This is a genomic window from Aureicoccus marinus (assembly GCF_002954325.1).
GTDB lineage: Bacteria > Bacteroidota > Bacteroidia > Flavobacteriales > Flavobacteriaceae > Aureicoccus > Aureicoccus marinus.
On sequence record NZ_MQVX01000001.1, the window covers coordinates 3,010,760 to 3,036,685 of the forward strand.

Annotated in this window: 23 protein-coding genes and 1 pseudogene; 11 read left to right on the forward strand and 13 right to left on the reverse strand. The window is 47.3% G+C overall.

Annotated features, from left to right (window positions below):
• Positions 1-1,701 (forward strand): M1 family aminopeptidase, encoded by a 1,701-nt coding sequence (locus BST99_RS14010; RefSeq protein ID WP_146106314.1) that lies wholly within the window; start codon positions 1-3, stop codon positions 1,699-1,701.
• Here the strand turns inward: BST99_RS14010 and BST99_RS14015 are convergent.
• The 3 genes and pseudogenes from BST99_RS14015 to BST99_RS14435 all read right to left on the reverse strand — a co-directional run bounded on the left by BST99_RS14015 (position 1,694) and on the right by BST99_RS14435 (position 4,344).
• The gene (locus tag BST99_RS14015; protein WP_105002350.1) at positions 1,694-3,454 is read right to left on the reverse strand and encodes an aromatic amino acid hydroxylase; all 1,761 of its coding nucleotides are present in this window, start codon (positions 3,452-3,454) and stop codon (positions 1,694-1,696) included. The genes BST99_RS14010 and BST99_RS14015 overlap by 8 nt on opposite strands.
• Positions 3,455-3,554: 100 nt before the next feature.
• Positions 3,555-4,110: pseudogene (locus BST99_RS14020) on the reverse strand (DUF4136 domain-containing protein).
• Between the two features lie 66 nt (positions 4,111-4,176).
• Positions 4,177-4,344, reverse strand: a complete 168-nt coding sequence (locus BST99_RS14435) for a DUF5522 domain-containing protein (RefSeq protein ID WP_181044243.1) — start codon at positions 4,342-4,344, stop codon at positions 4,177-4,179.
• Between the two features lie 142 nt (positions 4,345-4,486).
• Here BST99_RS14435 and BST99_RS14025 point away from each other — a divergent pair, with 142 nt between their 5' ends.
• From BST99_RS14025 to hemL, 4 genes are read left to right on the forward strand one after another with little or no spacing between them, the layout of a single operon-like run.
• Positions 4,487-4,819: a hypothetical protein gene (locus BST99_RS14025; RefSeq protein WP_105002351.1), complete on the forward strand. Its 333-nt coding sequence runs from the start codon at positions 4,487-4,489 to the stop codon at positions 4,817-4,819.
• Positions 4,819-5,745: a 1-aminocyclopropane-1-carboxylate deaminase/D-cysteine desulfhydrase gene (locus tag BST99_RS14030; RefSeq protein ID WP_105002352.1), complete on the forward strand. Its 927-nt coding sequence runs from the start codon at positions 4,819-4,821 to the stop codon at positions 5,743-5,745. The genes BST99_RS14025 and BST99_RS14030 overlap by 1 nt, the downstream gene beginning before the upstream one ends.
• Positions 5,715-6,581 carry a glucosaminidase domain-containing protein gene (locus BST99_RS14035; protein WP_105002353.1) on the forward strand — a complete coding sequence of 289 codons (867 nt, stop codon included), beginning with the start codon at positions 5,715-5,717 and terminating at the stop codon, positions 6,579-6,581. The genes BST99_RS14030 and BST99_RS14035 overlap by 31 nt, the downstream gene beginning before the upstream one ends.
• Positions 6,578-7,858 (forward strand): glutamate-1-semialdehyde 2,1-aminomutase, encoded by a 1,281-nt coding sequence (gene hemL, locus BST99_RS14040; RefSeq protein WP_105002354.1) that lies wholly within the window; start codon positions 6,578-6,580, stop codon positions 7,856-7,858. The genes BST99_RS14035 and hemL overlap by 4 nt, the downstream gene beginning before the upstream one ends.
• Before the next feature lie 57 nt (positions 7,859-7,915).
• On the opposite strand, the gene BST99_RS14045 is transcribed toward hemL, so the two are convergent.
• The 3 genes from BST99_RS14045 to BST99_RS14055 all read right to left on the reverse strand — a co-directional run bounded on the left by BST99_RS14045 (position 7,916) and on the right by BST99_RS14055 (position 11,327).
• Positions 7,916-8,368, reverse strand: coding sequence for a hypothetical protein (locus BST99_RS14045; protein ID WP_105002355.1), 453 nt, complete (start codon positions 8,366-8,368; stop codon positions 7,916-7,918).
• A gap of 110 nt (positions 8,369-8,478) precedes the next feature.
• Entirely contained in the window at positions 8,479-8,673 is a 195-nt protein-coding gene (locus tag BST99_RS14050) for a hypothetical protein (protein WP_105002356.1), read from the reverse strand.
• A gap of 158 nt (positions 8,674-8,831) precedes the next feature.
• Positions 8,832-11,327 carry a zinc-dependent metalloprotease gene (locus BST99_RS14055; protein WP_105002357.1) on the reverse strand — a complete coding sequence of 832 codons (2,496 nt, stop codon included), beginning with the start codon at positions 11,325-11,327 and terminating at the stop codon, positions 8,832-8,834.
• Between the two features lie 288 nt (positions 11,328-11,615).
• Here BST99_RS14055 and BST99_RS14060 point away from each other — a divergent pair, with 288 nt between their 5' ends.
• Together BST99_RS14060 and BST99_RS14065 are read left to right on the forward strand one after the other, a co-directional pair.
• Entirely contained in the window at positions 11,616-12,242 is a 627-nt protein-coding gene (locus BST99_RS14060; protein WP_105002358.1) for a hypothetical protein, read from the forward strand.
• Positions 12,243-12,433: 191 nt separating this feature from the next.
• Entirely contained in the window at positions 12,434-13,003 is a 570-nt protein-coding gene (locus tag BST99_RS14065; RefSeq protein ID WP_105002359.1) for a hypothetical protein, read from the forward strand.
• A 2-nt stretch (positions 13,004-13,005) separates the two neighbouring features.
• On the opposite strand, the gene BST99_RS14070 is transcribed toward BST99_RS14065, so the two are convergent.
• From BST99_RS14070 to BST99_RS14085, 4 genes are all read right to left on the reverse strand, one after another.
• Positions 13,006-14,439, reverse strand: a complete 1,434-nt coding sequence (locus tag BST99_RS14070) for an SLC13 family permease (RefSeq protein WP_105002360.1) — start codon at positions 14,437-14,439, stop codon at positions 13,006-13,008.
• Complete coding sequence (gene lysS / locus BST99_RS14075; RefSeq protein WP_105002361.1) at positions 14,436-16,127, reverse strand: lysine--tRNA ligase; 1,692 nt, start codon at positions 16,125-16,127, stop codon at positions 14,436-14,438. The genes BST99_RS14070 and lysS overlap by 4 nt, the downstream gene beginning before the upstream one ends.
• Before the next feature lie 43 nt (positions 16,128-16,170).
• A complete protein-coding gene (locus BST99_RS14080) occupies positions 16,171-16,713 on the reverse strand; it encodes a thioredoxin family protein (RefSeq protein ID WP_146106315.1) in 543 nt (180 codons plus the stop codon).
• A gap of 71 nt (positions 16,714-16,784) precedes the next feature.
• Positions 16,785-17,819 carry a response regulator transcription factor gene (locus tag BST99_RS14085; RefSeq protein WP_181044244.1) on the reverse strand — a complete coding sequence of 345 codons (1,035 nt, stop codon included), beginning with the start codon at positions 17,817-17,819 and terminating at the stop codon, positions 16,785-16,787.
• Positions 17,820-17,896: 77 nt separating this feature from the next.
• Here BST99_RS14085 and BST99_RS14090 point away from each other — a divergent pair, with 77 nt between their 5' ends.
• Genes BST99_RS14090 through lipB form a run of 3 tightly spaced genes read left to right on the forward strand, consistent with a single transcriptional unit; the run spans position 17,897 to position 19,526 of the window.
• On the forward strand, positions 17,897-18,076 hold the full coding sequence (locus BST99_RS14090) for a YqaE/Pmp3 family membrane protein (RefSeq protein WP_105002364.1): 180 nt from the start codon (positions 17,897-17,899) through the stop codon (positions 18,074-18,076).
• On the forward strand, positions 18,073-18,804 hold the full coding sequence (locus BST99_RS14095; RefSeq protein WP_105002365.1) for a hypothetical protein: 732 nt from the start codon (positions 18,073-18,075) through the stop codon (positions 18,802-18,804). The genes BST99_RS14090 and BST99_RS14095 overlap by 4 nt, the downstream gene beginning before the upstream one ends.
• 17 nt (positions 18,805-18,821) lie before the next feature.
• The gene (gene lipB / locus BST99_RS14100) at positions 18,822-19,526 is read left to right on the forward strand and encodes a lipoyl(octanoyl) transferase LipB (RefSeq protein ID WP_105002366.1); all 705 of its coding nucleotides are present in this window, start codon (positions 18,822-18,824) and stop codon (positions 19,524-19,526) included.
• On the opposite strand, the gene BST99_RS14105 is transcribed toward lipB, so the two are convergent.
• Genes BST99_RS14105 through BST99_RS14115 form a run of 3 tightly spaced genes read right to left on the reverse strand, consistent with a single transcriptional unit; the run spans position 19,523 to position 22,640 of the window.
• On the reverse strand, positions 19,523-21,205 hold the full coding sequence (locus tag BST99_RS14105) for a hypothetical protein (RefSeq protein ID WP_105002367.1): 1,683 nt from the start codon (positions 21,203-21,205) through the stop codon (positions 19,523-19,525). The two genes, lipB and BST99_RS14105, sit on opposite strands and share 4 nt — an antisense overlap.
• The gene (locus BST99_RS14110) at positions 21,175-21,993 is read right to left on the reverse strand and encodes a hypothetical protein (protein WP_105002368.1); all 819 of its coding nucleotides are present in this window, start codon (positions 21,991-21,993) and stop codon (positions 21,175-21,177) included. The genes BST99_RS14105 and BST99_RS14110 overlap by 31 nt, the downstream gene beginning before the upstream one ends.
• Before the next feature lie 59 nt (positions 21,994-22,052).
• Positions 22,053-22,640 (reverse strand): ribonuclease HII, encoded by a 588-nt coding sequence (locus BST99_RS14115; RefSeq protein ID WP_105002369.1) that lies wholly within the window; start codon positions 22,638-22,640, stop codon positions 22,053-22,055.
• 219 nt (positions 22,641-22,859) lie between these two features.
• Between BST99_RS14115 and BST99_RS14120 the strand changes: the two genes are divergently transcribed.
• Complete coding sequence (locus tag BST99_RS14120; protein ID WP_105002370.1) at positions 22,860-25,919, forward strand: SusC/RagA family TonB-linked outer membrane protein; 3,060 nt, start codon at positions 22,860-22,862, stop codon at positions 25,917-25,919.
• Positions 25,920-25,926: the final 7 nt, after the last annotated feature.

The following is a 25,926-nucleotide window of genomic DNA, read 5'->3' on the forward strand; positions in this document are numbered from 1 at the left end:
ATGAGGCACTTCTTCGGTCGAATGGTGTTTTTATTGAGTGCACTACTCTTGGTCAGTAGTTGTCAAGAAGAAGAGCGTCTGTCGCTGAGTTACACCATACGTCCGGTACAAAATGACTCCCTTCCTCTTTTGGAGGTGCTTTTGGATTTGCCGCCTAATCCGGCAGGTTTTACACGTTTGCATTACGCCAACACGGCTTGGGGGGAGGAAGAGCTTCACAGGGCTTTGTTTTCCCTGCAAATGGAGCCCGAGCGACCCGATAACCGTGTCGAAATAAACAAGGACAGCGGCTGGATCGACCTGCATTACTCCCGTGATCTTAATCAATTAAAATTCCGCTACCAACTCCAGCAGGACTTTGATCAGGCCAAGCTGAGCACCTCGGAGGTGTATCGTCCGATCATTCAGGAGAACTACTTTCACCTGTTTTCGCACCACCTCTTCATGGGGCCTGCGACCGAGAAACCCCTCGACATTGCTGTTCGGTGGGCGGATTTTTCGGAGGACTATGTGATTCACAACAGCTTTGGAACAGGGCAGCGGATCCAACGCCTAGAATCGGTGGACTGGAATGACTTCCAGAGTGCCATTTTTGTGGGAGGGGACTTTCGGGTTTATCAGGATGAATTGATGGGGAACAAGATCAGTCTGGCCACAAGGGGTGATTGGATTCCTTTTGAGGAAGAAGAGGTTTTTGCCATACTCAAAGAAACCTTGGAGGCACAGCGTGAATTTTGGAATGACCACAGCCAAGCATACTTTACGGTGAGTCTCCATCCTTTTGGACAGGAGCAAGGCAGCAGTTTTCAAGGGACCGGTTTAACCAACAGTTTTGCCACCTCAGTTTCCAACAACAGCTATACCGATTTGGATCAACTGGTTTATCTCTTCAACCACGAATTGATGCACAACTGGATTGGACACCGAATTGAAAACAGCAATGAGGAAGAGCAGTATTGGTTTAGTGAGGGCTTTACCGAGTACTACACCTTTAAAAACATTGCTCGAAACGGGGTTGGAGGGGCGGAAGAAAGTTCCTTCTTTTCCTCCTTAAACTTAGCTGCCCGACAGCTGTATTCTTCGCCGGTTCGCGAAGAACCCAATAGCCAGATCAACTACGAGAACTTTTGGAGTAATCCGGACTACGGGAAGCTGCCCTATTACCGTGGGGCCTTGTTTGCCTTCCTGGTCGATATGCAAATTATTCACCATTCGGCAGGACGTAAGTCTTTGGACGATATGATGCGGGAATTCTTGGTTCTGTCGCAACAAGGAGAGCGCTTGAGTCACGAATTGTTTTTAGAGGTTTTAGAAGACTATTGGGAAGAGGGGAAAACCTATTTTGATCGGCACATTATTCGCGGGGAGTTTTTTGATTTCGCCAAGGAATATGCCCGCTTAGGACTGCAATACGAACCGGAAGCCGTGGTTTATGAAATGGGTTTTGAACTCTCCGATGATCGAAAGCAGATCAAAAGCGTCCAAGCCGGAACAGCGGCGGAGAAAGCCGGATTGCAAGCCGGAGATTTACTCTTTTCGCGTAGTATCTGGTATGGCAATACCGAGAAACCCATTGATTTGGGTGTTGTCCGGGGCAAGAAACAGCTACAGATTTCTTTTTTTCCAATTAAACGAGTGCAGCTACCCCAGCTCATCGAGAGCGGGAACAATTGGGATAAGCTCCAGATTTCCGTTAATTGACCTTAGTCGAAACTTCTAGTCGAGCCAGTTCCAGGCCGTCCCCAATCAGCTGGTTTTTTGCAGGCATTTGTGCCGCTCTTTCTTCCAGTACTTTTTGTAGCTCATCGGCCCAATCGAAGGCTTGGTTTTTCAAGGCAAATTCAAAAATTTCGACCCCCAATAACCAATCCTCTTTATAGGTGGATTCCCATGCATTCCAAAGCTGCTGCGCTTCTTCCAGAGATCCTTTTTGTTCGCGTAAAGTCCTCATTTGGCCATAAAGAGCTTCCTGCTGTACTTGTGCGGGGTCTTTTTCGGTTTCTCCGTGAGAGGGCTCCAATTCATGCGAGATCAAATTAAAACTCAAGAGGTCTGCCGGCCCATTGAATGCCGAGATCAACTCAGCCCCAACCGCCATATGATAAAGGCCCCAATCGGGTAAGAAGAGCTGTCTGCCTTCACAACTAACCGTACATTCTTCAAAGGTGATCAGTACGATCTTCCCGAGCAGGTTTCGGGTGCCGGTAATGATACGTCCCTCGACGACCACACCTCCTTCAAATTCCAGACGTACTTCTTCCCCTTCGTATATTTTATAAGCTTTCAGATCACGAGGCGCCATATCTTCGATGGCAATATTGATGCCCTTGAGTTTGCCAATCGGGGAACCAAACCCATCGGGGTGGTTTCGCGTTCCGTGACCGACCAGCTCCTTTTGCTGGTAGGAGAGAGCGGTAGGGCCCAAAGTCGTCATGTAAACGGGCTTGCCGTCTTTCTCTAAGACCTGGTTAAAGATTCCGGAAACTTGAATACCGGTACTGAGTTCTACCGTACCAAGAGACTTGGAATCAACGAGTTTTTGAATGCCCTCCAGACCGCCACGTCGCAGGGCCATACTGTCGGCAAAATCCTCCAGAACCTGGCTTAAAAAGGCAAAGTCTGGGGTTACATAGAGTTGAGGTTGGGGTTTGGTGATGTCAAAGCCTTGACGCGTAGCCTCAATGGAATAAGGCAGTTTTTGGACCTCGTCAGTCAAACACCATTGACTCTCGCCGATGGAAGAAAGCAAGCCGGCACCATAGATTTTAGGCTCTTCCAGGGAGCCGATTAGGCCGTATTCAACGGTCCACCAGTGGAGATTGCGAATAAGGGCCATTTCGCTGGGTTCACCCATATTGTTCTGCACCTGTTCAATGCGTTCTTCGGCCAATTTTATTTCTTCCGGAGCGGTTTCCGGAGCTTCTTTGATGATGGAGAGGTGACGTACTGCTTCGTAGAGTTCGTAATCCTTTCCGCTCGAAATCGCCTTGGAGCCAATTTCACCAAATCTTCTGAGGTATTCGGCGTATTCGGGGTTGGCAATGATGGGCGCGTGCCCTGCGCCTTCGTGAATAATATCGGGTGCCGGGGTGTATTGGATGTTCTCGAGCTGTCGGATATCCGAGGCGATCACCAGTACATTGTAGGCCTGGAATTCCATAAAGGCAGAAGGGGGGATAAAACCGTCCACAGCGACCGCAGCCCAGCCAATTTCTTTGAGAATGCGGTTCATTCCGTACATGTTCGGAATGCTGTCAATCGAGATCCCCGTCTTTTCTAAACCTTCGACGTAAGAGGAGTGGGCCACCTGACTGAGGTAGTCCACATTTTTACGCATCACGTAGCGCCATACCGCCTGATCAATAGGGCTGTAATCCTCGTAGTTTTGAGGTTTGATGTACTGACGCAGGTGGTCTGGAAGTCGGTCCAAAACCGGGTTACTCTCGTAAGACATAAGGTATTTTCTAAGGGTCTAAAAATACGAAATCAGGAGCGCATAAAAAAAGAGCCGCCCCGGTAAGGGAGCGGCTTTAGAGTTGTATAGCCTGTAGGTGTTATTTGGCTTCTGGCGGGTACTCCTGCAGAATTTCCTGAACGAATTCCTGGATACGGGCTTCCCGCTTTTCTACTTTTTTGCTGGTGCTCAAGTTTCCTGCACCGCGGCCTTGCCAGACCAGTTTCTTTTCATCCGCATCGATAAAGTCAATAAAGAGGGAGCCTTCTGTGCGGGTGCTCACGTTGTTACCTCCCCAGCCGTCCCCAGACCCAGGGGTTGTAAAAGCCGCCCCAACCACGACCCCAGCCCCAGCCGAAGTTGTTGTTGTACACGTCTACACGTTCGCGTTCTTTGGTGAAAATACTCACCAGTAAATCAGGATCATTGGACTTCACAAAGCCTCTGGCAGACATTTCCTGGTCGATGGCACGCAGAATACGGCGTTTATCCAGGTCGGAAATCTGGGCTTTGTCTATGCCTGTTTTGTAGAAGGCATAGGTCTTGTACTGTTGGAAATTCATTTTTTGGTCGTAGTCCGCGACCACGCGAACCGAGACACAGGAGCTCAGGACGAGCACCGAAAGCAGGGCAAAAAGGGGCATGCACTTTTTCATAGAACTTTTCATTTTCAATGGTTTGATAACAGGAAGAATACCACAAATAACATGCCGAATTTGCACTTATTTACGCTTTTTTCGGCCATTGCGTTCGTGGTAGCCGTAGGGACAATGGCGGCAGCCACTTTCGCAGCAGTACCCCCTTTTGAGGTGGTACTGTTCGGTAAACACTTTATACCCCTGTTCAGAGAGGTAAAAGTCTCCTTCTTCGAGTGGAATTCTTTCGTTCATTCGCAGGCTTTTGATCCGATTTTGGGATCCAGAGCAAAGATACGCTGGCTTTTTTTGATAAAGTGTTGGTAACTAACGATGAAGCGCAAATCGAAATAAGGGCCATTGGGTATCTTTGAGATGCCTCAATAAATGAAACCTTATGGTCCTTGTTATTCGCCAGTTTTTCCCCAAAGATTATGTTGGATTGTGCCTTTGGCCTTTCATCATTCTGCGGGAAAAGCACCTGCTCAATGACCAGATTCTTATCAATCACGAGCGCATCCATTTGCAACAGCAATGGGAATTGGGCATCCTGCCTTTTTACGTTTGGTACTTCATTGAGTGGTTATGGAAGTGTTTGCTTTACGGAGATCGTTACCTGGCTTACCAGAACATTTCTTTTGAGCGCGAAGCGTACGCCAACGAAGACAATTTGCTCTACCCTGCTCAGCGCAAGCGTTTCTCCTTTTTGCAGTACTGCTTCAAAAAATAATGCCGCTTTCTCGCCTACAGCCGATCGGCTCCTTTTTAGGTCTCCATGATTCCATAAGCCTTGATCTATTGCGGGAAGACGAACTACATCCTCTTGTCTCAGGGAATAAATTCAGAAAGTTAAAATACAATGTTCAGGCCGCCCTGCAGGGCTCCTATCCAGGCATTTTGACCTTTGGAGGCGCCTATTCCAACCATCTGGTGGCCACCGCTGCGGCCTGCGCAGAGGCGAGGATAAAGTCGATTGGAATCGTGCGGGGGGAGGAAGTCGCTAGGCTTTGGAAAGGCAATCCAACCCTGTCGACAGCAGCGGGTCTCGGGATGGAGCTTCACTTTGTCTCACGGGAAGTTTATGCCTCTAAAAGGGGAAACGTGTGGGCGGATTGGAAATCCCTTTTGGGCTTGGATAGTTCAAAAGATTACCTCGTGCTGCCCGAGGGAGGTACCAATGAATTGGCTATACAGGGCTGTGCCGAAATCCTTGAGGATTGTGACGACTATGATGTGGTTGTTGCGGCCGTGGGTACAGGGGGAACACTGGCGGGCCTTATCCGTGGATCAAGCCCTCAACAGCATATAATTGGAATCTCTGCCCTTCCGGAATCCGGAATGAGCGACCTTATCCGTACCTTTACCAAGCGAACCAACTGGGAGATTAGGTATGACTATCACGGAGGGCGTTACGCGAGCATAACCCCTGATCTGGTACAGTTTATGAATACCTTCTACCAGCAAAGCGGAATCCCGCTTGATCCGGTTTATACCGCAAAAATGCTCTGGGGGCTAAAAGAACTGTTCAATTCAGGCCAGCTGTCAAGCGACCAACGCGTTTTAGCGATTCACACCGGAGGCCTGCAAGGCATTGCAGGTATGAACCAAAAACTGGAGAAAAAACAATGGCCAAGAATTCTAGATCCCTCCGAATAACCGCGCTCTTTGCCTTGCTGATTGTTTCAGCCTGTGGAACCAAGAAGCGCACCTATTCCGATCGCAAAGAACGTCCGACCGAAGAAGTACGCGTGCCTAACAATCCAACCCCTGTTCCCCAAGGTGGAGTAGTGGTGGATAAAACGGAACTCTACCCCATGCCCGAGGATCCGGGTCGTTTTATTCGATTTACCATCAATTCGGTAGAAGACTACATCAGCACCTTTTCGGATATCGCCCAACAAGAAATGAAAGCGTACGGAATTCCAGCCAGTATAACGCTGGCTCAGGGCATTCTTGAAAGCGGAGCCGGTCGTGGGGAACTCACCCAGAAGACCAATAACCATTTTGGGATTAAGTGTCATCAGAATTGGACCGGAGCAGTAGCCTATCACGATGATGACGAAGAAGGAGAATGCTTCAGAAGATACAACCACCCGATGTACTCTTTTCGGGACCACAGTGTGTTTTTGTCGTCTCGCGCGCGTTACCGTTCTCTTTTTGACTTAAAACGGACCGACTATCACGCTTGGGCACGAGGCCTTAGACAAGCCGGTTACGCTACTGACCCGCGTTATCCACAAAAACTCACCTCCCTGATTGAGCGCTACAAGTTGTATCGCTACGACAATGAGGTCATCCGTCAGGGGATGAAAGTAAAGCGGGATCCCATCCCAACAGAAATTGTGACTTATGAGGTCAAAGCCGGAGATACCTTGTACGGAATTTCCAAGAAGTTCTTCGTTTCGGTTAAGGAATTGATGAGCTTTAATGGCCTGAAAAGCACATTAATTGAACCCGGTCAACAACTTAAAATTCGGAAAGAAAGCCGATGAGGTACCAAAGAAGTAGTGCCCTCTTTGCCGAGGCACAACAGGTGATTCCCGGTGGTGTGAATTCGCCAGTTCGGGCATTTAATGCCGTAGGAGGAACCCCCGTATTTGTGAAGTACGCCAAAGGTGCTCACCTCTACGACGAAGACAATAACCGCTTAATCGATTATATCTCCAGCTGGGGGCCGCTGATTTTAGGGCACGCCCATCAGGAGGTGGTTGACCGCATTGTGGAGCAAGCCCAAAAAGGTACTTCCTTCGGCATGCCGACCGCCATCGAAACCGAGCTGGCGGAGCTGGCCGTTTCTATGGTCCCGAATATTGATCAGATTCGTTTTGTCAATAGTGGTACCGAGGCTTGTATGAGTGCGGTCCGTTTGGCGCGCGGATATACAGGACGCGAAAAGATCATCAAGTTTGCGGGTTGTTACCACGGACATTCCGATGCCTTTTTAATTCAGGCAGGAAGTGGAGCGGTCACCTTTGGTTCGCCCAACAGTCCAGGAGTAACCCAAGGGACCGCGAAGGACACACTCTTGGCGAATTATAATGACCTGGAAAACGTCAAGGAATTGGTGCAGGCCAATAGTGGAGAAATAGCAGCCATCATTCTGGAGCCCGTAGCCGGAAATATGGGTTGTATACTCCCAGAAGAGGGATTTTTGGAAGGACTCCGGGCGCTCTGTGATCAAGAGGGAATTCTGTTGCTCTTTGATGAGGTAATGACCGGATTTCGCTTGGCTCCGGGAGGAGCACAAGAGCTTTTGGGAATCCGTGCAGATATCCTGATGTTTGGTAAAGTGATCGGAGGAGGATTGCCGGTTGGTGCTTTCGCCGCCCGAAAAGAAATCATGGCCCATTTGGCCCCATTGGGGCCCGTCTATCAGGCGGGTACCCTGAGCGGAAATCCCTTGGCCATGAGTGCTGGCTTGGCTATGCTGACCCATTTGAAGAATAACCCAGATGTATTCAATAGTTTGGATGCCAAGTGCGAGCAACTCGCCGATGGAATAGGTTCCATTTTAAAAGAAAAAGGCATCGTTCACCAGGTCAATCGTCTGGGAAGTATGGTGTCTGTGCACTTTTGTGAAGAAAAAGTTCGGGATTTCGCTTCGGCGGCTAAGGGCAATAACGAGCATTTTATGCGCTACTTTCACGGGATGCTCGATCGAGGAGTCTACCTGCCACCTTCCGCTTTTGAAAGTTATTTCTTGAATGATGCACTGAGTCAGTCCGATATCGAGTTTACTTTAGACGCAGTAAAAGACTTGTACAGCTGAGGCTAAAAAATAAGAAGGCCACGCGCATGTCGTGGCCTCCTCAATCAACAAAAAACACTACCTACTTCTACCTTTCCTCAGCATGCTCCTCTTGCCTTCCACACTGCGTGCTCTGATCTTTTTCCAGCGTAGGTACTGGTCCTCGTCAAGGAGCTCTCGCAGTTGTTGTTGGTAGGCGATCTGCTGGTCCAACACTTGGTTTTGTCTTTTATATCGTTCTTCCGCACTGGATCGGGTCTCCGAGGACTCACGGGCTTCTTTGCGGGTCTCCATCATTTCTTGTTTCCAACGGGCTTCTTCTTCGTTTAAAGCCTGAACTCCACGTTGTTGCTTGGCCGTCAAATCCAAAGCCAAGGACATTTTTTTTGTTTTCAAGGTTGCCCGTTCTTCAGGTGCAAGCTCAGAAAGCATTTGGCGTTGAGCTTTCATTTTTTTCATTGCTTGGTGTCCCTGAGCCTGCACAGCACTGAAGCTGCCCAGCAGAACAAGGGCAATAATTACTTTACGCATGATTTTGATTTTAATGTTACGCCTCTAGGACTTCTGTCATAGGGAAGCGTTTAAAACCAAAACCAATTTTGGGAAGGATTTCACATTTGCCTTCCGTGGTTCTTCGGTATTTAATCCAGGGTGTTTTGGTCGAGGAGCTCTTGCTCTTCTCCTTGAAGCTCTGAAAGATCTTGAGCTTCCATTTCTACGTAGTTTTCGCTAACGATCTGTAGAGAGTTTTGATTTTGTTCGTAGTCGTAGTAAAATACAGCTGCGATTACGAAGCAGGAAAGATAGACCAGGCTTTTGATTTTGTAGGTTTTCATGATTCATAGGATTTGGGTTACCTAAAGTACTCATTTATAACGCATAGAATTCGAATATGTTGTGAACCTAGGGAGAAGTGTAGGTGAACACCTGATTTTTGTACACGAAAAAGGGCAAACATATTGTTTGCCCTATGAAATTCGTCTAAACCCTCTTTTTAGCGAGGATCCAAGATCATATTGATGCGTTCCAGTGCATCTTGCAGGTGGTAACGGCTCATCGCATTAGGATTGCGCTTAAGTCCATTCTGAATGTCTGTTTTTAAACGATTCAGTTCTGCACGTGCAACCGAACGGATATCAGATTGACTGGTGTTTACAGAGGTTCTCCAGCCCCATCCGCGAGTTGATCCACGCTGGTTTTCTGCTGTCATAAGATACTCCAATCGGTCGATGTGAGCCTTTTGCAGGTTACGACGATAGGTGTCGATGGATTTACCGGTTCGGAGTTCAGACCAGATTCCTCTGCGCAGATCATACATCATTTCGGTCAGTGGATAAGCTTGTCTTCCGTAAAGGGCTTCCTGCTCAATAAGACGAGCCATACGACCTACCTGTAGCAGGTTGTTTACCGTACCGGCTTGCAGGGCACGTACGCGCTCTACTGCACCAGAACCTTCAACACGAGAAAGAATGTCTGTGTCGATCATCCAATTCGGTGTTTTAAAAAGCTGGGTCTGTAAAAAGGCCATGGCCTTCTTTTGGTGTGACTTCGAGACAGGGGTGTAAACTGCTCCCTCTTGGTCGTAGGTCTTGTAGTTTTCGTACACCCCACCAATATTGTTGGATACGTGACCCATATAACGACGGAACTGACCTAAAACCTGACCATACAAAGTGTTGAGGTCATCGTAGTTCTTACCGTCTTCTGAAGTCCACTCAATCAAGCGTGGCATGATGCGTTTCAGGTTCGCAATTCCGTACTCACTGGCTTTGACTGCATCGTCCCCAAGATCCTCCGTTTGAGAACTCGGATCGAGTACGCGCCCTTGTTGACGACCAAAGCGGTACATCGGATCTCCGGCGTGCTCCAGAATCCAGCTGTCCAAGATGGGTTTTTCTTCCTCAGCCGTTTTGCCGAGAATAGGACGGTATCCCCATTTGATGGAGTACTTGTCGTATATCCCAATGTTCGGCATAAGAGCAACACCTTTGTCCTGAGGTTGTGCAACGTAGTTAAAACGCGCGTAGTCCATAATAGATGGTGCTGTTCCGTATTTCTTCGTAAAGCTGGCCGAACGCAGGGAATCTACAGGGTAAGCCGCACTACTTCCCATATTGTGTGGCAAACCAAGTGTATGGCCAACCTCATGGGCAGAAACAAAGCGAATCAAACGTCCCATCACTTCGTCCTTAAAGGCGGTCCCTTGGGCTTGTGGGTTGATCGCAGCTGTTTGTACGAAGAACCAATTGCGAAGCAAGGTCATGACATTGTGGTACCAGTTGATGTCTGATTCCAAGATCTCTCCACTACGCGGATCACTTACGTGAGGACCATTGGCGTTAGGGATGGGTGAGGCCAGGTAACGAACCACAGAATAACGAACGTCTTCCGGTGACCATTCTGGATCTTCTTCTGAAGATGGAGGGTCCTTCGCTATAATGGCGTTTTTGAATCCAGCTTCTTCAAAGGCAACTTGCCAGTCTTCGATTCCTTGCTTGATAAAGGGAATCCACTGCTTTGGTGTTGCCCGGTCCACATAGTAAACGATCTGTTTCTTCGGTTCAACCAGTTCTCCTCGATTGAACTTTTCAATGTCTTCGTCTTTTACCTCGAGTCTCCAACGATCCAGGTAACGAACTGTTTTACTCTCTTGGGCGTCCAAACCATAATCGACCTGTCCACGAGCAAACCATCCAACGCGTTGATCAAAGTAGCGACGCTTCATCGGTTCAGCAGGCAATAAAATCATGGAGTTGTTGATCTCAATAGAGATGGAACCCAAACTTTGGTTGCTGGGTGCGGAGCGGGCTACATACGTCTTCACATGGCGCGCTTCAATATTCAGCGGGTAACTCTTGACCGATTCGATATAGCTTCTTTTGCCATCCAAACGGCTCACGCGGTAGCGGGTACGGTAGAAGCTCGGCATACCCAACGCTTGTACGTCGTCTTTAAACAGAGGGCCTGCTTCAATAACGGTAGCCGGCGAAAGAGAATCCTTCTTTTTGGCCTTGATATCAAAGGCAAAAAGCACAGGCTCGAAATTGGAATTGACAACGGCCTCATGTACGGGAAGGGAGTCTGCAGCAAAGTTGCCGTAAGAAACCACCCGAAGGAGTACTTTTTTGTCTTTCTTCTCCCAACGGAGCACCTGGGTGTTGATTTTACCACCACCGAAACCGATACCGGTTGCCGTTTTAGCAATTCGGCTGACCATCAACATCTCTCGGTTGAAAAGGGAATCAGGGATTTCGTAGTAGTGCTTGTCATCTACTTTGTGCACATCGAAAAGCCCTTTATCGGTTTTCGCGCTTTTGGTGATGACTTTGCTGTAGGGTTGGATACCGCCTTTTTTACTTCCCCCGCCTCGCGCTGCAGTAGATGCCGGTGCTTTCTTTTGTTTTTTCTTGAAGATTTGGCTGTGGGCATCAGGGGTTCCTACAACCAACAAGAAGCACATCAATAGTGCTGATCGTAATGCTGTTTTCATTAAATAGGGATTGAGTTAGCTCTTAACTGATCAAAGAACTTAAAAAAATCAGAAAGGATCTGTTAAATAATACTTAAGCCTAATGTGTCAAAAAAATCCGCCGGCATTTGGCGTTCCTGAATTTTACTAAGGATTCCCGCGTTTACCCCCTGTTTTCGGGGGATACAGAAGTCCTATAGAATTGTTAATTCGAGATCCGTCGGTGTAACATTTCCGAAAATCAAGAGTCTTATAAGCAAATCAATCATCAAAAAGCTTCGGCTTTATCATCAATCAAAATCAATCGGAATGAACAGTTTAATCATCATGGTAGGAAGTACACTTTTAGGGGGTACTTCGCTGGAGGCACAAAACCAGCAGCTCGAAAGCGCTACCCAGCAACAAGAGGTTGTTTATGTGGATCACCACAACAGCCAGAAAAAAGAATCATTGTACAATCCTTTCCTCATTCCTCAGCAGGACATGGAGAACGAGGTTGCCACAAAAAACCCTTTGTCTTTGGAGGATATCGCCTTCATCGAGATGGAAGGAGAAGTGGAGCTGGACTTCGATACCAAACCGTATCTGCCAGCAGGATTTAATCCGTACAAGAGTGGATTTGACGCTGATCAAATCGCCTTCGAGGATTTGGATGAAATCGGTCAGAACTTCGGAATTGCGAGTTCTCTACCCGCTAATTTTGATCCATATGCCATCGGAAACGTCATGACAGCGGTCAATTATATAGAATTGGAAGACGAAGTGGAGCTTGGCTTTGATACAGCCCTCTACCTTCCTGAGAATTTTGATCCGTACGGAGAATACGATTTCCTAAGTACCATCGAGTTTATCGAGATGGACGAAGAAGATTTTCAATTGGGATTCGATACCGTGGCTTACTTGCCATCTGATTTCGACCCACACAATAAAGAGTAGTTTTCATTTATCAATTCTTTGAGTTAGTTAGTTAGGTGAAAAACCCCTGGTGTCAACTGGGGGTTTTTTGCGTTCAGGGGTGAAGGATAGTGCAGTTCGTCGGACACACAACAAAAATGCACCCTTAGACAACCCCGTTTTGTTATTCTGATGAAAAGCGTGCAATTTTCTACTTCCCAAATAGAACTACCATGTTGAAATCCATCGTTTTAAGCCTGCTGTCTTTCTGTTGTTTAGCCCTGTCCTATGGCCAAAGCGAGGCTGAATTCTCGGCATTGGTTTCTCTGTATTACTCTACGGGAGGTCCGCAATGGGCCAAGCCCTGGGATTTGGGTCAGCCTGTTTCTGGATGGGAAGGGGTGGTTTTGGAAGAAGGTCATGTGGTCGAATTGCACTTGCCACTCAATCGTCTCAGCGGTCATTTACCGGAAAATTTTTACCAACTTCCTTACTTACGCGTACTCAACCTAGCCTATAATGAGCTGGAAGGACAGTTGTCTTCTCGCTGGAAGAAATTGCAATCCTTGGAAGAAATACAACTGAGTCAGAATAAGTTCACCGGGCCCATTCCTGCTGGATTGCGCAAGATGAAATCCCTGAAATCTCTCTTTTTAGCGGATAATGGATTTACTGATTACCGCGGTCTGCTGGAGATTAGAGAAGGGCAATTGCGCTCCTTTGACCTCTTAGCTCCTGGCGGTCAAGTACCGCAACAACTGCGTTCGCAACTTTCGAATACGCTCTTTGCGGACGAAGAATAGCACTAAGGAAAGAGTAAGGGGATGACCGTCAGGTACATCAAGATCAACACCCCAATCGAAATCAAATTCAAGACAACCCCTACACGGGCCATTTGGGATACTTCAATGTAGCCACTGGCAAAGACAATCGCATTGGGTGGTGTTGCCATAGGCAGCATAAAAGCACAGCTACTGGCCATAGTCACCGGAATCAGAACGTGTAGCATGGGTACCCCCAAACCGATAGCAATTCCGGCAACCACGGGGGCAAGTACTGCGACCAAGGCCACGTTACTCATCAATTCTGTCATAAACAACATCAGGGCGATCAAGAGACTTACCGTCAGAATGACGCTCCAGTCACTTTGGGCAATACCCTGAGCAACCAGGTCGACAATTCCGCTGGCTGACATGCCTTTGGCCAGTGCCAGCCCGCCACCAAAGAGAATTAGAATTCCCCAGGCGAGTTTGCTCGTGTCTCTCCATTCCAAAATAAAATCTCCTTTTCTCCAGTTGTTCGGAATGGCGAAGAGGGCGATGGCAGCAAAAATACTGATGCTGGTATCGGTAAGGCCCAAATCCGGAAACCAACCGTTAATCACCGTTCTAAAAACCCAGAGAGTTACGGTTACCGCAAAGATCCCAAGGACCTGTTTTTCTTTTCCGCTCAAGGGGCCAAGAGCTTTGAGCTCCTGGTCGATGAGGTTGCGCGAAGTCCCGAATACCAATCCTTTGTTCGGAAACATCCAATAGACCAAAACCAGGTAAATGATGGTGATCATGACAGCCGAGAAAGGCAAGCCAATTAGCATCCAGTCCACAAAGGCGATTTCGGTATTGTATTCATTTTCTAAAAGGCCGATGAGGACGGAGTTCGGCGGGGTTCCGATCACTGTGGCGATTCCACCTGCGTTGGCCGAAAAGGCAATGCCTAGCATCACACTCAGGGCAAAATTTCTGTCTTTTTTGGTGAAGCCGTCTTCGTCCTCGATAAGGAGCTGGATCACCGAGAGGGCGATGGGTAGCATAACCACCGTGGTGGCCGTATTGCTGATCCACATGCTCAGTGAAGCGGTCGCCAGCATAAAGCCCAGGACCACCCGATTGGGGGTCGTGCCGGTCAGGCGTATAATTGTGAGGGCAATTCTGCGGTGCAGATTGACTTTTTCGAGCGCCAAGGCCATGACAAAACCGCCAAAGAATAAAAAAACGATCGGGCTGCCGTAGTTGCTGCCCACATCGGCCAAAGGCATCACATCAAGTAGTGGGAAGAGTAGTAGCGGTAGGAGGGCCGTCACCGAGATGGAAACCGCTTCGGTCACCCACCAACAGAGCATCCAGGCGGCTACGGCAAGTACCATATCGGCCTGAGCTGAAATCAATTCTCCTGGCAGCAGGCTCATGATTCCAAACAGCAAAGGGCCAGTCAATAAGCCTAGGCGTTTGCTGTTTTTCATTCGACCCAGTGTGCCAGTAGTTGATCTTCTGTTTTCTCGACTTTCATCAAGCCTAATTTAACTAGATTTTTTGTGGATTTGTCCCATTTCTTTCCGCTGAGTCCTGCCTGCCCTTTGAGTTCCGCTAAAGGCATCTGCCCTAGGGGCTTGAGAATATCCCGAACAGCTTTCTCCTCCTCACTCAATTCAACCGCTTTTTTCTCTGGGCGCATTTGCGGGAAGAAAAGAACTTCCTGAATGGAGGCGTTGTCCGTGAGAAGCATGCACAGTCGGTCGATACCAATTCCAATTCCACTGGTTGGAGGCATACCGTATTCCAGGGCGCGTAAAAAATCCTGGTCGATGAACATGGCCTCGTCGTCTCCCTTTTCGGAGAGCTTGAGCTGTTCCTCGAAGCGCTCTCTTTGATCGATCGGGTCATTGAGCTCGCTGTAGGCATTGGCGATCTCTTTTCCGTTCACCAGAAGTTCGAATCGCTCGGTCAGGCCTTCCTTCTCGCGGTGGGCCTTGGTGAGCGGGCTCATTTCTTTCGGGTAATCGATAATGAAGGTCGGCTGAATGTAGTGGTGCTCGCATTTTTCACCGAATATCTCGTCGATGAGTTTACCAATCCCCATACTGGAGTCCACTTCGATGCCCAAGGATTTCGCGATTTCGGCCAATTCCGCTTCGCCTTTGCCGTGCAGGTCATGCCCGGTGTGCTCCTTGATGGCCTCCAGGATAGGCACCTTCGGATAAGGAGCCTTGAAGTCGATTTTTTGTTCCCCAACCGTCACCTCGGTTTGCCCGTGGGTGTCTTGGGCCACTTTTTCAAGGAGTTGCTCGGTCATTTCCATCATCCAGAAGTAATCCTTGTAGGCCACGTAGAGCTCCATTACGGTGAATTCTGGATTGTGGGTACGGTCCATTCCTTCGTTGCGGAAGTCTTTGGCAAACTCATATACACCATCAAAGCCACCGACAATCAGTCGTTTTAAGTAAAGCTCATTGGCAATCCGCAGATAAAGCGGAATATTGAGTGCATTGTGGTGGGTGACAAAAGGACGAGCGGCCGCTCCGCCAGGAATCGGCTGGAGGATGGGCGTTTCGACTTCCAGATAGCCCTTTTCGTTGAAAAAGGTGCGGATACTGTTGGTGATGCGCGTTCTTTTGACAAAGGTTTCACGCACGCTGGGATTGACGACCAAATCCACATAGCGCTGGCGGTAGCGCATCTCTGGATCGTTGAATTCATCGTACACCTTCCCGTCGGCATCGGTTTTCGGTAGAGGCAATGGGCGCAGGGCCTTGCTCAACAAAGAGAAGTTCTTGACCATTACGGTGGGTTCCCCCACTTGGGTGGTGAAGAGTTCTCCTTCTATTCCGATAATATCACCGATATCCAGCAATTTCTTGTAGACCTCGTTGTAGAGAAGCTTGTCTTCCCCTGGACAAATCTCGTCCCGGTTAAAGTACACCTGAATACGTCCGCTGCTGTCTTGAATTTCAGCAAAGGAAGCCTTACCCTGGATACGGCGAGACATCAGTCGTCCGGCCAGGACCACCTTCTTGCCTTCTTCGAATTTAGCTGTGCTGGAAGAAGCCGTGTCTTCCACTGGATACAAGGCTGCGGGATAGGGCTCAATTCCCAATTCCCGTAGACGCGTTAGTTTTTCTCTTCGTACGAGTTCTTGCTCAGATAGCTGCATGCCGCCAATTTTGGTGGCAAAATTAAGGTTTTGAACGGATTACTCAGCGTGAGTAACGAGGCAAATAGCTTTGGTCTTGGGTAATGGCCAGCAGGTCTTCTTCCAGACTGCGCCAAGGCCGTTCCACAATGCGGTTTATTTCTTGCCCCTGAGAGAGAATAATCAAGGTGGGTATACGCTTGATATGGTACTTCTTTTCTAGGCCTTCAGGACTGGTCTTGTACTTGCCAGGACGCCGGTCCAAAGCGATGATGCGAATTCGACTTTCCGCCACTCCAGCTTCTTTAAAAATACGCAGCATCCGCGGAACTTCCCGCTTGCTGTCTCCACACCAGGTGCCTAAAAACAAGATAAATTCCTTGTCTTCTGTGGAAGTTTTTAACTCTCGAAGGATTTCCGCTTTGGGGGTGTAGTTGGTGTATTGGCCTTCAAACCATTGGTTGTAGGTACCCATAGTCAGGTCGGACTGTTCGATATCTCCCAAGAGGAAAGGAGGGATAGGCGATTGATTGATTTCTTTTTGTGCTTGGGCATTTTGAACACAAAGCAACAGGGCCATTAGGCCAGTAGAAAGGATTAGTTTCATGGAAAATTACTTTTCCGCTAAACTCAAGCTCTCGCTGGGGTTGATCAAGGAAGTCCGGGTGGAAATAGGGCCTAGACCGGGGTGGAAATTCCTGTTTTTTCTTGTTTGATCTTAAGAATCAGCTCTTTTCGGCTTTGGACTCCGGTCTTCTTGTAAATGTTGTTCAGGTGAGTCTTCACCGTGCTCAGACTGATGTGGTGAAGATCTGCCAGCTCTTTATTGCTTTTACCCAAGGCAATATCACCCAACAAAGCTTCCTCTTTGGTACTTAAGGATTCGAAGGTGTTTTTGATTTGTTTTGATGCTGCTAGTCTCTTTTTAAAGAACCAATACCCCAATCCCAAGGCTACCAAAAGAAAGAGGTAGGGAAAAAGCAATGGGGTCTTTTCGGGTTTGGGTAGGCTATTCGAAAGTAAGTTGCTGTATGCGCTTTCGGAATAGCGGCTCGCCAGTTCGGATTCCAATTCACTCAAGAACGGATAGTCCTCTCTGCTCAAAAGGGAGCGGTATTCGTTTCGAGAATCCAGCACATCGCAAAGAGCAAAAAGGGTGAGCAAGGGGTCTTCTCCATCACGGTAATAATGCTCCAAATCCTCCATCCATTGCTGAAATTGAAGGCTTCGAGTGGTCTGGTTCATGGCCGCCTGGTCCCCGAGTGGTAAGGTCAGACGCAGGTCTTGGGCTTGCACCCCGGCGATGCTTTGTTCTGGCGAACCCTGGCACAAAAAGCCACCTTCATCTATGGAGCGAAAAACCAATTGGTCCTGGTTATTAGCGACAAAAAAGCGCTCTTCCAGGCCATGGCAGCGCATGCGGCTGTCGTGTTGTCCTTCAAAACAAGGGGCTGCATGGATTCGGTAGAGGCGGTTTTCTTCTGGTAAAAAGGCACCCTTAAAGGCAAACTGACCGAGAGAGTCCACTTCGGATTGCAGGAGAATTTGGTCGGCATAGACCCGATCACTTCTCAGGGGGTCCTTGATCAGGGACAAGGAAATGAGCTGCCCGGCCCATTCCTTGGGAACCTGGCCCTCGAAAGAAAACTGCCCGGAAGCCATACAGGAAAAGAGCATCGAAAAGACCAAGAATCCTATCCCTTTTTTAGTCATGCAGCACGAATTTCTTTCTAAATGTAACAAATCGGAGAAATGAGCGTCGCATAAGTACATCGTCAATCGAAAATACTATGAGCATCTGGAGAGTCTTACTAGCTATTTTGTTTCCGCCCCTTGCGGTTTACGACAGGGGTTGTGGGTCCATTATAATTGTGTTAATTTTAACAGTGTGTGGTTGGGTGCCCGGTACGATCGCGGCCCTAGTCATACTCAATAAACCACAGTATAACACCTACACTGCATACGAATGAAACAACTACGATTAGTATTTGCGGCCTTTACCTTGATTTGGGCTGCCTCCTGTAACTTTACCGAAGAGATTTATTTTGAGGACGACGGTTCCGGAAAACTATCCATCAGTTTTGACGGCTCAGCGCTTATGGCCATGGGCGGCGAAGAGATGGCCAAAGAAAAGGCAATTGATTCGACCATGTCGTTTAGAGATCTTTTAATCGAAAAGAAAGACAGTATAGCCCAGTTGCCGATTGAGGAACAAGAAAAATTGAAGAAGCTTGAGCCATTCAATCTGCATATGGTCATGAATCCAGAGACCAAGGAAATGAATTTCGACATGTACAGCGAGTTTAAAAACATCTCCGAAATGAATGACGCCTTCAATACCTTTCAGTCGGCCGGCACATTGGATCAAAAGGAAGGCAACAACAGCCTACCGATGATGGGGAATTCAGCGACCAAGGTGGAGTATACTTACAAAAAGAGAAAGTTCTCGCGTAGGGCCCGTATTTTGGATAAGGCGTTGCATCAGCAGGCCCTAGACAGTATGGCCAGTGCTGAGATGGTGTTGTCCAGCTCGAATTATACCCTGAAGTACCACTTCCCTAAGCGAGTCAAGTCGGCCAGTTTGGAAGGGGCTACCATTAGTGCTGATGGGAAGACCATGACCTACACCGTTAACTTTTTAGAAGCGATAAAAGACCCGACCAAGCTCAATGTTGAGGTCGAGTTAGAGAGACGCTAAGTCCGTATCTTTGCCTGATGAAAAACAGGCAAGTGCTTTTACGCGATCTGGGATTCCAGGATTTTAAAACAACCTGGGATTTACAGGAGCAGTTGTTGGCAGAAACCTTGAAGGTAAAGTCTGCTAATCGCGACCGGGAAGTCCCTGAATCAACGCCTAACCACTTTCTTTGGGTAGAACACCCCCATGTGTATACTTTGGGCCGCAATGGCAATCCGGAAAATCTTTTGGTTTCGGAGGAGTTGTTGGCGCAAAGAGGTGCTCAATTCTACAAGATCAATCGGGGAGGTGATATCACTTACCACGGTCCTGGTCAGTTGGTGGGTTATCCTATTCTGGATTTAGACAACTTCTTTACGGATATCCATAAATACCTGCGTTTTCTGGAGGAAGTCATTATACTGACTTTAGCCGAATATGGTATTGAAGGGGATCGCTCTCCTGGAGAAACCGGGGTGTGGTTGGATGTTGGGACCTCCCAAGCCCGTAAAATTTGCGCTATGGGAATCCGCGCCAGTCGCTGGGTGACCATGCATGGTTTCGCCCTCAATGTCAATGCGGATCTCTCTTATTTTGATTTGATGATTCCCTGTGGAATCCAAGACAAGGGGGTCACCTCCATCGCCAAAGAGTTGGGTAGAGAAATCCCACTCGAAGAGGTGAAAATAAAAATCCAAAAGCACTTCGAACTACTCTTTGAAGCTGAGCTTCAAACCTCCTAATTGAGTTGGTAAACGGTTAGGGCATTGGCTGCATCCCGAGTAACCATTTCTAGTTTCCGGTCTCCGTTCATATCGAGTAAGTCCACCGCAGAATTCCCTGTCACCGGGAAGCCTCCAAAGAGTTCAGCATTGCTGTCAAAAAGAAAGACCTTGCTGTTTTGGATATCGGTCACCGAGATATACAAGACATCTCCAAGGTAGAAAATGGTCGGTGAGGTATACACGCCGTTATTCAAACGTACTTTCTTGCCCTTTATATTCAGGGTGTTCTGATCCAAAAGTGCGAGGGTCTTGCTCGTGGTGTAGAACCCGTGGTCAGGGCCTTGCTGAAAACTCGTCGTTGTCACCCGACCATTGGCATCCACCTGATGGAGTACCCCTTTTTTATCGGTCACCGAGATTTTGTCCTTGTATAAGAAAGCGGGGTTATTCGAAAAATCTATTTTACCAGAAAGTGGAAGACGGTCTCTACCGTCACGGTGTTGAATTTTTAAGCTGCCATCAGCCAATTGGAAGACCAGGAAGTCCTTTTTCGCTATTCTGAAATGCTGAGGCGGGAATAAAACATCCGCTTGCGTCTCGGTGTACTTAAATCCATTGACCACCTGCCCTTTGCGGTTATACATAAATGCCTTTTTACCTTGTGTTACTACAAAGCGGTAGTCTCTGGACTGATCGTAGTCAAACACGGCCAGACCATTGAGGTTGCCACCAGAATAGGATTTTTCGAAACTGCTCACCGGGCGTCCGTTGCGATCATAGACCAGGAATTGATCTTCTGTGCAGAAAGCCAATTGCAGTTTTCCGTTTTTAAACAGGTCGACTTGGCTGATCTTTCCTTGGATTTGACTTTTGAGTTTGCGTTTCCACAAGACCTTTCCGTCGGTCGATATCAAATACAAGTTGTTGCGCTTGTCCTGAACAATAATTTCCCATTGTTGGGTGTAGTGATTCCTGACGTATTGGGGCTGGGTGGCTACGTCGTCATCTAGCAGAACACTAAAAATTGGATTGACTTCTGCATTGGATCGCACTTCTCCCTTGCGCACCACACGGGCCGTGGTATGGAAAAAGTCATCCTCTGCGATCAATTGGAAAGCAAAACCGTAGTCCTGGTAATTTGCCTTCTTGACTTCTCGGAAAAGTTCAGGAGCAAAATGATCGGACAGGGCCGATTCAATTCCCCGTGAATTCGCGATATAGAGAATACTGGATTCTTCTGCCATGTTTTGCATGACGCTTTGGTAAAGTGCCGTTTGCTGGAAATGATCGTCTTCCTTCCAAGAGCGAATAACGGCTTGTACGGGTTTGATGCTGTTTCCAAAGACGATGCTGTTGTCCAATTGAGCGCAATACTTGGGTTCAAAACGGTCGAGAAGTGGTGCAAGCCCTTTGGTCAGGAACTCTGTTTCTGTGATTTCTAAAATATCAAGGTTTTGGTAGCGGGTACTTCCTTTGCTGTTGATCTGGAAGTAGGTCATGATGTCGTTTGGTGACAGAGAATGCAACACCATAGCTTCTCCTTCATTTAAATTTAAAAAGCCTACTTCTTCAATAGTGTTCAACAAGGTGTCTTGGTTGATCTCTTGCAGATCGAGGTAGCGTTTTTGGTTTTGAGCAAAAAGCTGGTAGTCGTTGAATCCGAAGTTCAATAGGCTTTGGGTGGTTGTCGGTGCCAAGCGCTCAGGCGATCCGTCAGCGGAGGCGTGTTCAGAAAGAGGCTCATGAACTGCAGGGTGGAGTCATTGACCATAGTAACACCATTGAATTCTATCCCGCTATTATTAAGGTCTACATCCAAAGAAATCCACTCGGCGAACTTTCTGACCTCGGGAATACGTGCAGCATCAACCTGCTCCTTGAGCATGCCAGCGCTTCTTTTTAGGTGGATGAAGAGTGTGCCTGATTTTTTGGTGTCAGCCACATTGTAAAGCTTGGCGAGCTCTGGCTCAACTATGCTGGGCTGAGATTCCAAGATAGCATTCTCTAAAAGCACCTGAGATGAGCTGATCAGAATCTCATTTTCTTTTAAGAGGCTAAAAAGGATGTGGTCGTCGAATTGGTATTTTTTGATGACCGTTTGTTCGTAGGTCAGGGTCTCTACCGTTGTTTCATTGATTTTGTTGGTGTCAAAGATGTCAGGGCGATAGGGAGTAAGCAGAAGAAAGTCAAAGTCATTGCGGCCCAATTCATAGAAGGCGAGTAAAGCCCCAGCGTCGGGTTTGAGATAGTTGAGTCCGCCCAATTTGTCTTCGACCTTGTCGTAGAGGTTAAGGCTTTCGGACTTTTGGAGCACGGAGTTGTCTTCCAGTGCTTCGCGAAAACGTTCCAAGTGATTGATCTTCAGTATGACCGCAGGGTTTTGCGGAAATTTACTGAGTTGGGAGGTGCTGTCGGTCAGGTCCTTTTTGCAGGATCCTAAAAGTAGAGTAAGGCAGGCAAGAACGCCCCAAAAGATTCTTCTCATTCCGGGAGTTTAGACAAATGTAGACAGATTCACTTAAAACCGGTCTTCCTTCTGAAGTTTTATGTGGAGAGGGAAGTCAAGAGTTTGAAGGACTTTCGATGATGAGGGCTCTTGTCGTGCAAGGCAATAGCCTTTCGGTGCTCTTGTGTTGGGTAGCCTTTGTTTTTGGCCCAATTGTATTGAGGGAATTCCGCGTGAATTTTTTGCATGTATTCGTCCCGATGTGTCTTGGCCAGAACCGAAGCGGCCGCTATACTGAGGTACTTTTGGTCTCCTTTTATTACACATTCGTGAACCAGAAAAGGATAAGGCTTAAATCGATTTCCATCGATGAGAAGGATTTCTGGTTTGTGCTTCAGGGCATCCACACAACGATGCATTCCTTCAAAAGTGGCTTGCAGAATATTGATCTCATCAATACGCTCTTCAGGGATGTGTTGGACGGACCAGGCTAAGGCATGTTCCTCGATATAAGCCCTAAATCGGGTCTTTTGTTCCTCGCTGAGTTGCTTGGAGTCGTTCAGTCCTTCCAGTTCAAAGTCTGGTGGCAAGATGACCGCAGCAGCGGTCACCGGCCCGGCAAGGCATCCTCGCCCAGCTTCATCGATGCCGGCAACCAAATTGGGGAAGTTGTAGCGTTTTAGCACAAGATTAAAGGTATCAAGAATGTAGGGGCTTTCCGCCAGTATAAGACCAAAGAAATATGTTAAATAAATGAGTTGTTGGCAATATTGAAAATTAATCGTTAATAAATATTTAATTCATCGGAGATTTTTAACATTACAACGGTTACAGCCAAAGTATTTTTTGGTTTTTTAAGCATTAATTAGGATTTTAGCAGTTGACTAATTCAAAAATTTTATTAAATGAAATCAAAGCTTACGAGGATACTTACACCGTTATTGGTGTTATGTGTCTCCTTTGCCTTTGGGCAAAAGACGATCACAGGTAATGTGAAGGGTCAGGATGGCCTTCCTCTGCCTGGAGTTTCCGTAGTAGAAGTCGGAACTTCGAACGGAACTCAAACTGACTTTGATGGGAACTACTCCATCAGAGTTGCAGACGGAAGTCAACTGCGATTTACTTATGTGGGTCAAAAAACAGTTACTCGTTCCGTAGGTTCTGCTACTGTAATTAATGTAACAATGGAAGATGACGCTACTCGGCTTTCTGAAGTTGTTGTAGTGGGTTATGGTGTCGGACAGGACAAGACAAAGGTCGCATCCGCTGTTACTACCGTGACGTCTGAGACCATCGAAGCTCGTCCTAACGCGAGTTTCGTACAGACCCTGCAGTCTCAAGCTCCTGGTCTGAACATTTCGACTGGTTCTGGACAACCTGGTGCGAACAGTACAATCCTTCTTCGTGGTGTAACTTCTTTAAGTGGTAATATTGAGCCGCTTTTCATCTTGGACGGTGTTCCTGTCGATGAAGACAACTTTAGAAGTATCAACCCGAACGACATCGCACAGATCGATGTATTGAAGGATGGATCTGCTTCTGCACTGTACGGTAACCGTGGTGCTGCTGGGGTAATTGTTATTACCACTAAAAAAGGTCGCTTCAACTCTAACCTGGAGATCACTTACCGTGGTCAGTCTGGTTTTACTTCTCCTCAGGATCCTAACTTCGACATCATGTCGACTTCAGAGATCATCGCTCTTGAGCGTTTGAGTGGAAGCACAAACTTCGACACCATGGCTGCTGATCCAGCGCGTTCTTTCTTGGTAAGCGAAAACACAAATACAAACTGGGCTGACATTATTACCAGAACTGGTAGTACTCAGTTGCACGAATTGTCTTTGACTTCTGGTAGTGCGAACGCTTCGAACTTTACCTCTCTTTCTTATTTCGAGCAAGAAGGTATTACTCGTCGTTCAAACCTTCAGCGTTTTACGTTCAGAACGAACTTCAACGGAAAGTCTGAGAATGGAAAGTTCAACTACGTAACGAACTTGACAGCTAACTTCTCTAAGAGTAACTTCATCCAGAACGAAGGTCAAGGATTCTTGGCTAACCCGTTCTTGGTTGCTTACTTGGCGAAGCCTTACTTACGCTCTAGAAACGAGCAAGGTGAGTTGGACATCGTAGGTCTTAACCGTGATGGATTCGACGTAACTCCTTACGTTTCTTTGAACAACACTTTCTTGAACACCTCTACCGATGAGGAATTGAAGTTGATCGGTTCCGCTTCTGCGAACTACGAGATTCTTCCTAATGTTACTATCGGTGGTCTTATCGGTATGGATTATACGCAGATCAACGACTTGAACATTACAAGTCCTTTGAGTATCTACGGTCAGAATGCTCCTAGCCCGGATTCAGAATTGAAAGGTTCTCAGTTCGAGCAGCAGCGTAGAGATTTCCAGTTTACTTCTAACGCCTCTGTTACTTACGAAAACGTATTTAATGACAAGCACTCTGTTGAAGTTTCTGGATTTGTTGAATTCAACCAAAACATCTTTGACGCCTTCAGCTTTACAGGTTTCGGTATCGATCCAAGACTTGAAGGATACAACTTCGCTCCCGGTGATTTGAGAGAATTCCCAGATGTTGATCCTGGAGACGAGAGCTTGACTAACCTTCAGTTGTACTATGCTCCAACGGTTGGATCTTCAAGAACTGAGGTAACCTTGTTCTCTTACTTTGGATTGGCCAAGTACGATTACGATAACAAATACGGACTAGACTTGTCTATCCGTCGTGACGCTTCTTCTCGTTTCAACCGTTCGAACAAGTGGGGTACCTTCTGGTCTGCTGCTGCTCGTTGGAACATCAGTAACGAAGACTTCTTAGCAAACTCTACTGTTGTTGACAACTTAAAGCTACGTGCTAGTTACGGTACTGCTGGTAACGACCGAATCACTGGTGGTCGTTTTGGAGGTACTAACTTGACCTTTAACCTTTATGGTGTCGGCGGTGGATACAACGCTTCTCAGGGTATCTTCGCTACAGGTCTTGCTAACCCAGACTTGAAGTGGGAAACTACTGAGCAGTACAACGTGGGACTTGACTTTGGATTCTTCCAGAGACTAAGCGGATCTATCGATGTGTACCGTAAAAACACGGATGACCTTTTCTTCGCAACTCCTAACACCTTGATCTCTACTTTCGGTAGCTTGAGCAAGAACATTGGATCGCTGAGAAACGAAGGGGTTGAATTGGCTTTGAACTACAAAGTGGTTAACAACGAAAACCTTCAGATTGAACTTCGTGGTAACGCGGCGATCAACAAGAACGAGATCACTGACCTATTGGAAGGTGAGCGTATCGAGCAAGGTCGTATCGCTCTTGAAGAAGGACGTCCATTCAACAGCTTCTACGCTGTACGTTGGGCTGGTGTGAATCCTGCAAACGGATTGCCAATCTACTTGGACGCTGACGGAAACCCAACATCGGAGTACAACCCAGATGACCGTGTATTCGTTGACAAGTCTACTATTCCAGAATTGACTGGTGGTTTCGGTACTTACATCAACTACAAAGGTCTTTCTTTGGATGCATTCTTCTCTTTTGTTGGAGACGTATTCCGTTACAACAACGCCTTTGGTGTAGCAGAAGACCCATCTTTGATTGGATTGGCTAACATGTCTACTACAATGAACAACATCTGGACTACTCCAGGTCAAGTAACTGACGTTCCTGGACTTGCTGCTGGTAGTACTAGAAACTTGTTGACTGACCGTTACCTAGAGAATGCTTCTTACCTACGTTTGAGAAACATTACTTTGGCTTATAGCTTGCAGCCAGACGTATTGGAAAAACTTCCAATCAAGCGTGCAAGAGTTTATCTACAGGGTGAGAACTTGATTACTTGGAGTGCTTGGAGAGGATTCGACCCTGAAGCTGATGCTCTGCGAGTTCAAGACTTCTTTAACTTCCCAACACCACGTATCCTAACTCTTGGTGTAGACATAACTTTATAATAAAAAT

What these genes read in the sequence shown, in the direction of transcription:
- BST99_RS14010 (WP_146106314.1), top strand. Translation starts at nt 1, where the DNA reads ATGAGGCACTTCTTCGGTCGAATGGTGTTTTTATTGAGTGCACTACTC.
- BST99_RS14090 (WP_105002364.1), top strand. Translation starts at nt 17,897, where the DNA reads ATGAGCATCTGGAGAGTCTTACTAGCTATTTTGTTTCCGCCCCTTGCG.
- BST99_RS14095 (WP_105002365.1), top strand. Translation starts at nt 18,073, where the DNA reads ATGAAACAACTACGATTAGTATTTGCGGCCTTTACCTTGATTTGGGCT.
- BST99_RS14025 (WP_105002351.1), top strand. Translation starts at nt 4,487, where the DNA reads ATGGTCCTTGTTATTCGCCAGTTTTTCCCCAAAGATTATGTTGGATTG.
- hemL (WP_105002354.1), top strand. Translation starts at nt 6,578, where the DNA reads ATGAGGTACCAAAGAAGTAGTGCCCTCTTTGCCGAGGCACAACAGGTG.
- BST99_RS14045 (WP_105002355.1), bottom strand. Translation starts at nt 8,368, where the DNA reads ATGCGTAAAGTAATTATTGCCCTTGTTCTGCTGGGCAGCTTCAGTGCT.
- BST99_RS14015 (WP_105002350.1), bottom strand. Translation starts at nt 3,454, where the DNA reads ATGTCTTACGAGAGTAACCCGGTTTTGGACCGACTTCCAGACCACCTG.
- BST99_RS14070 (WP_105002360.1), bottom strand. Translation starts at nt 14,439, where the DNA reads ATGAAAAACAGCAAACGCCTAGGCTTATTGACTGGCCCTTTGCTGTTT.
- lipB (WP_105002366.1), top strand. Translation starts at nt 18,822, where the DNA reads ATGAAAAACAGGCAAGTGCTTTTACGCGATCTGGGATTCCAGGATTTT.
- BST99_RS14080 (WP_146106315.1), bottom strand. Translation starts at nt 16,713, where the DNA reads ATGAAACTAATCCTTTCTACTGGCCTAATGGCCCTGTTGCTTTGTGTT.
- BST99_RS14085 (WP_181044244.1), bottom strand. Translation starts at nt 17,819, where the DNA reads ATGACTAAAAAAGGGATAGGATTCTTGGTCTTTTCGATGCTCTTTTCC.
- BST99_RS14060 (WP_105002358.1), top strand. Translation starts at nt 11,616, where the DNA reads ATGAACAGTTTAATCATCATGGTAGGAAGTACACTTTTAGGGGGTACT.
- BST99_RS14035 (WP_105002353.1), top strand. Translation starts at nt 5,715, where the DNA reads ATGGCCAAGAATTCTAGATCCCTCCGAATAACCGCGCTCTTTGCCTTG.
- BST99_RS14050 (WP_105002356.1), bottom strand. Translation starts at nt 8,673, where the DNA reads ATGAAAACCTACAAAATCAAAAGCCTGGTCTATCTTTCCTGCTTCGTA.
- BST99_RS14055 (WP_105002357.1), bottom strand. Translation starts at nt 11,327, where the DNA reads ATGAAAACAGCATTACGATCAGCACTATTGATGTGCTTCTTGTTGGTT.
- BST99_RS14120 (WP_105002370.1), top strand. Translation starts at nt 22,860, where the DNA reads ATGAAATCAAAGCTTACGAGGATACTTACACCGTTATTGGTGTTATGT.
- BST99_RS14435 (WP_181044243.1), bottom strand. Translation starts at nt 4,344, where the DNA reads ATGAACGAAAGAATTCCACTCGAAGAAGGAGACTTTTACCTCTCTGAA.
- lysS (WP_105002361.1), bottom strand. Translation starts at nt 16,127, where the DNA reads ATGCAGCTATCTGAGCAAGAACTCGTACGAAGAGAAAAACTAACGCGT.
- BST99_RS14110 (WP_105002368.1), bottom strand. Translation starts at nt 21,993, where the DNA reads ATGAGAAGAATCTTTTGGGGCGTTCTTGCCTGCCTTACTCTACTTTTA.
- BST99_RS14030 (WP_105002352.1), top strand. Translation starts at nt 4,819, where the DNA reads ATGCCGCTTTCTCGCCTACAGCCGATCGGCTCCTTTTTAGGTCTCCAT.
- BST99_RS14065 (WP_105002359.1), top strand. Translation starts at nt 12,434, where the DNA reads ATGTTGAAATCCATCGTTTTAAGCCTGCTGTCTTTCTGTTGTTTAGCC.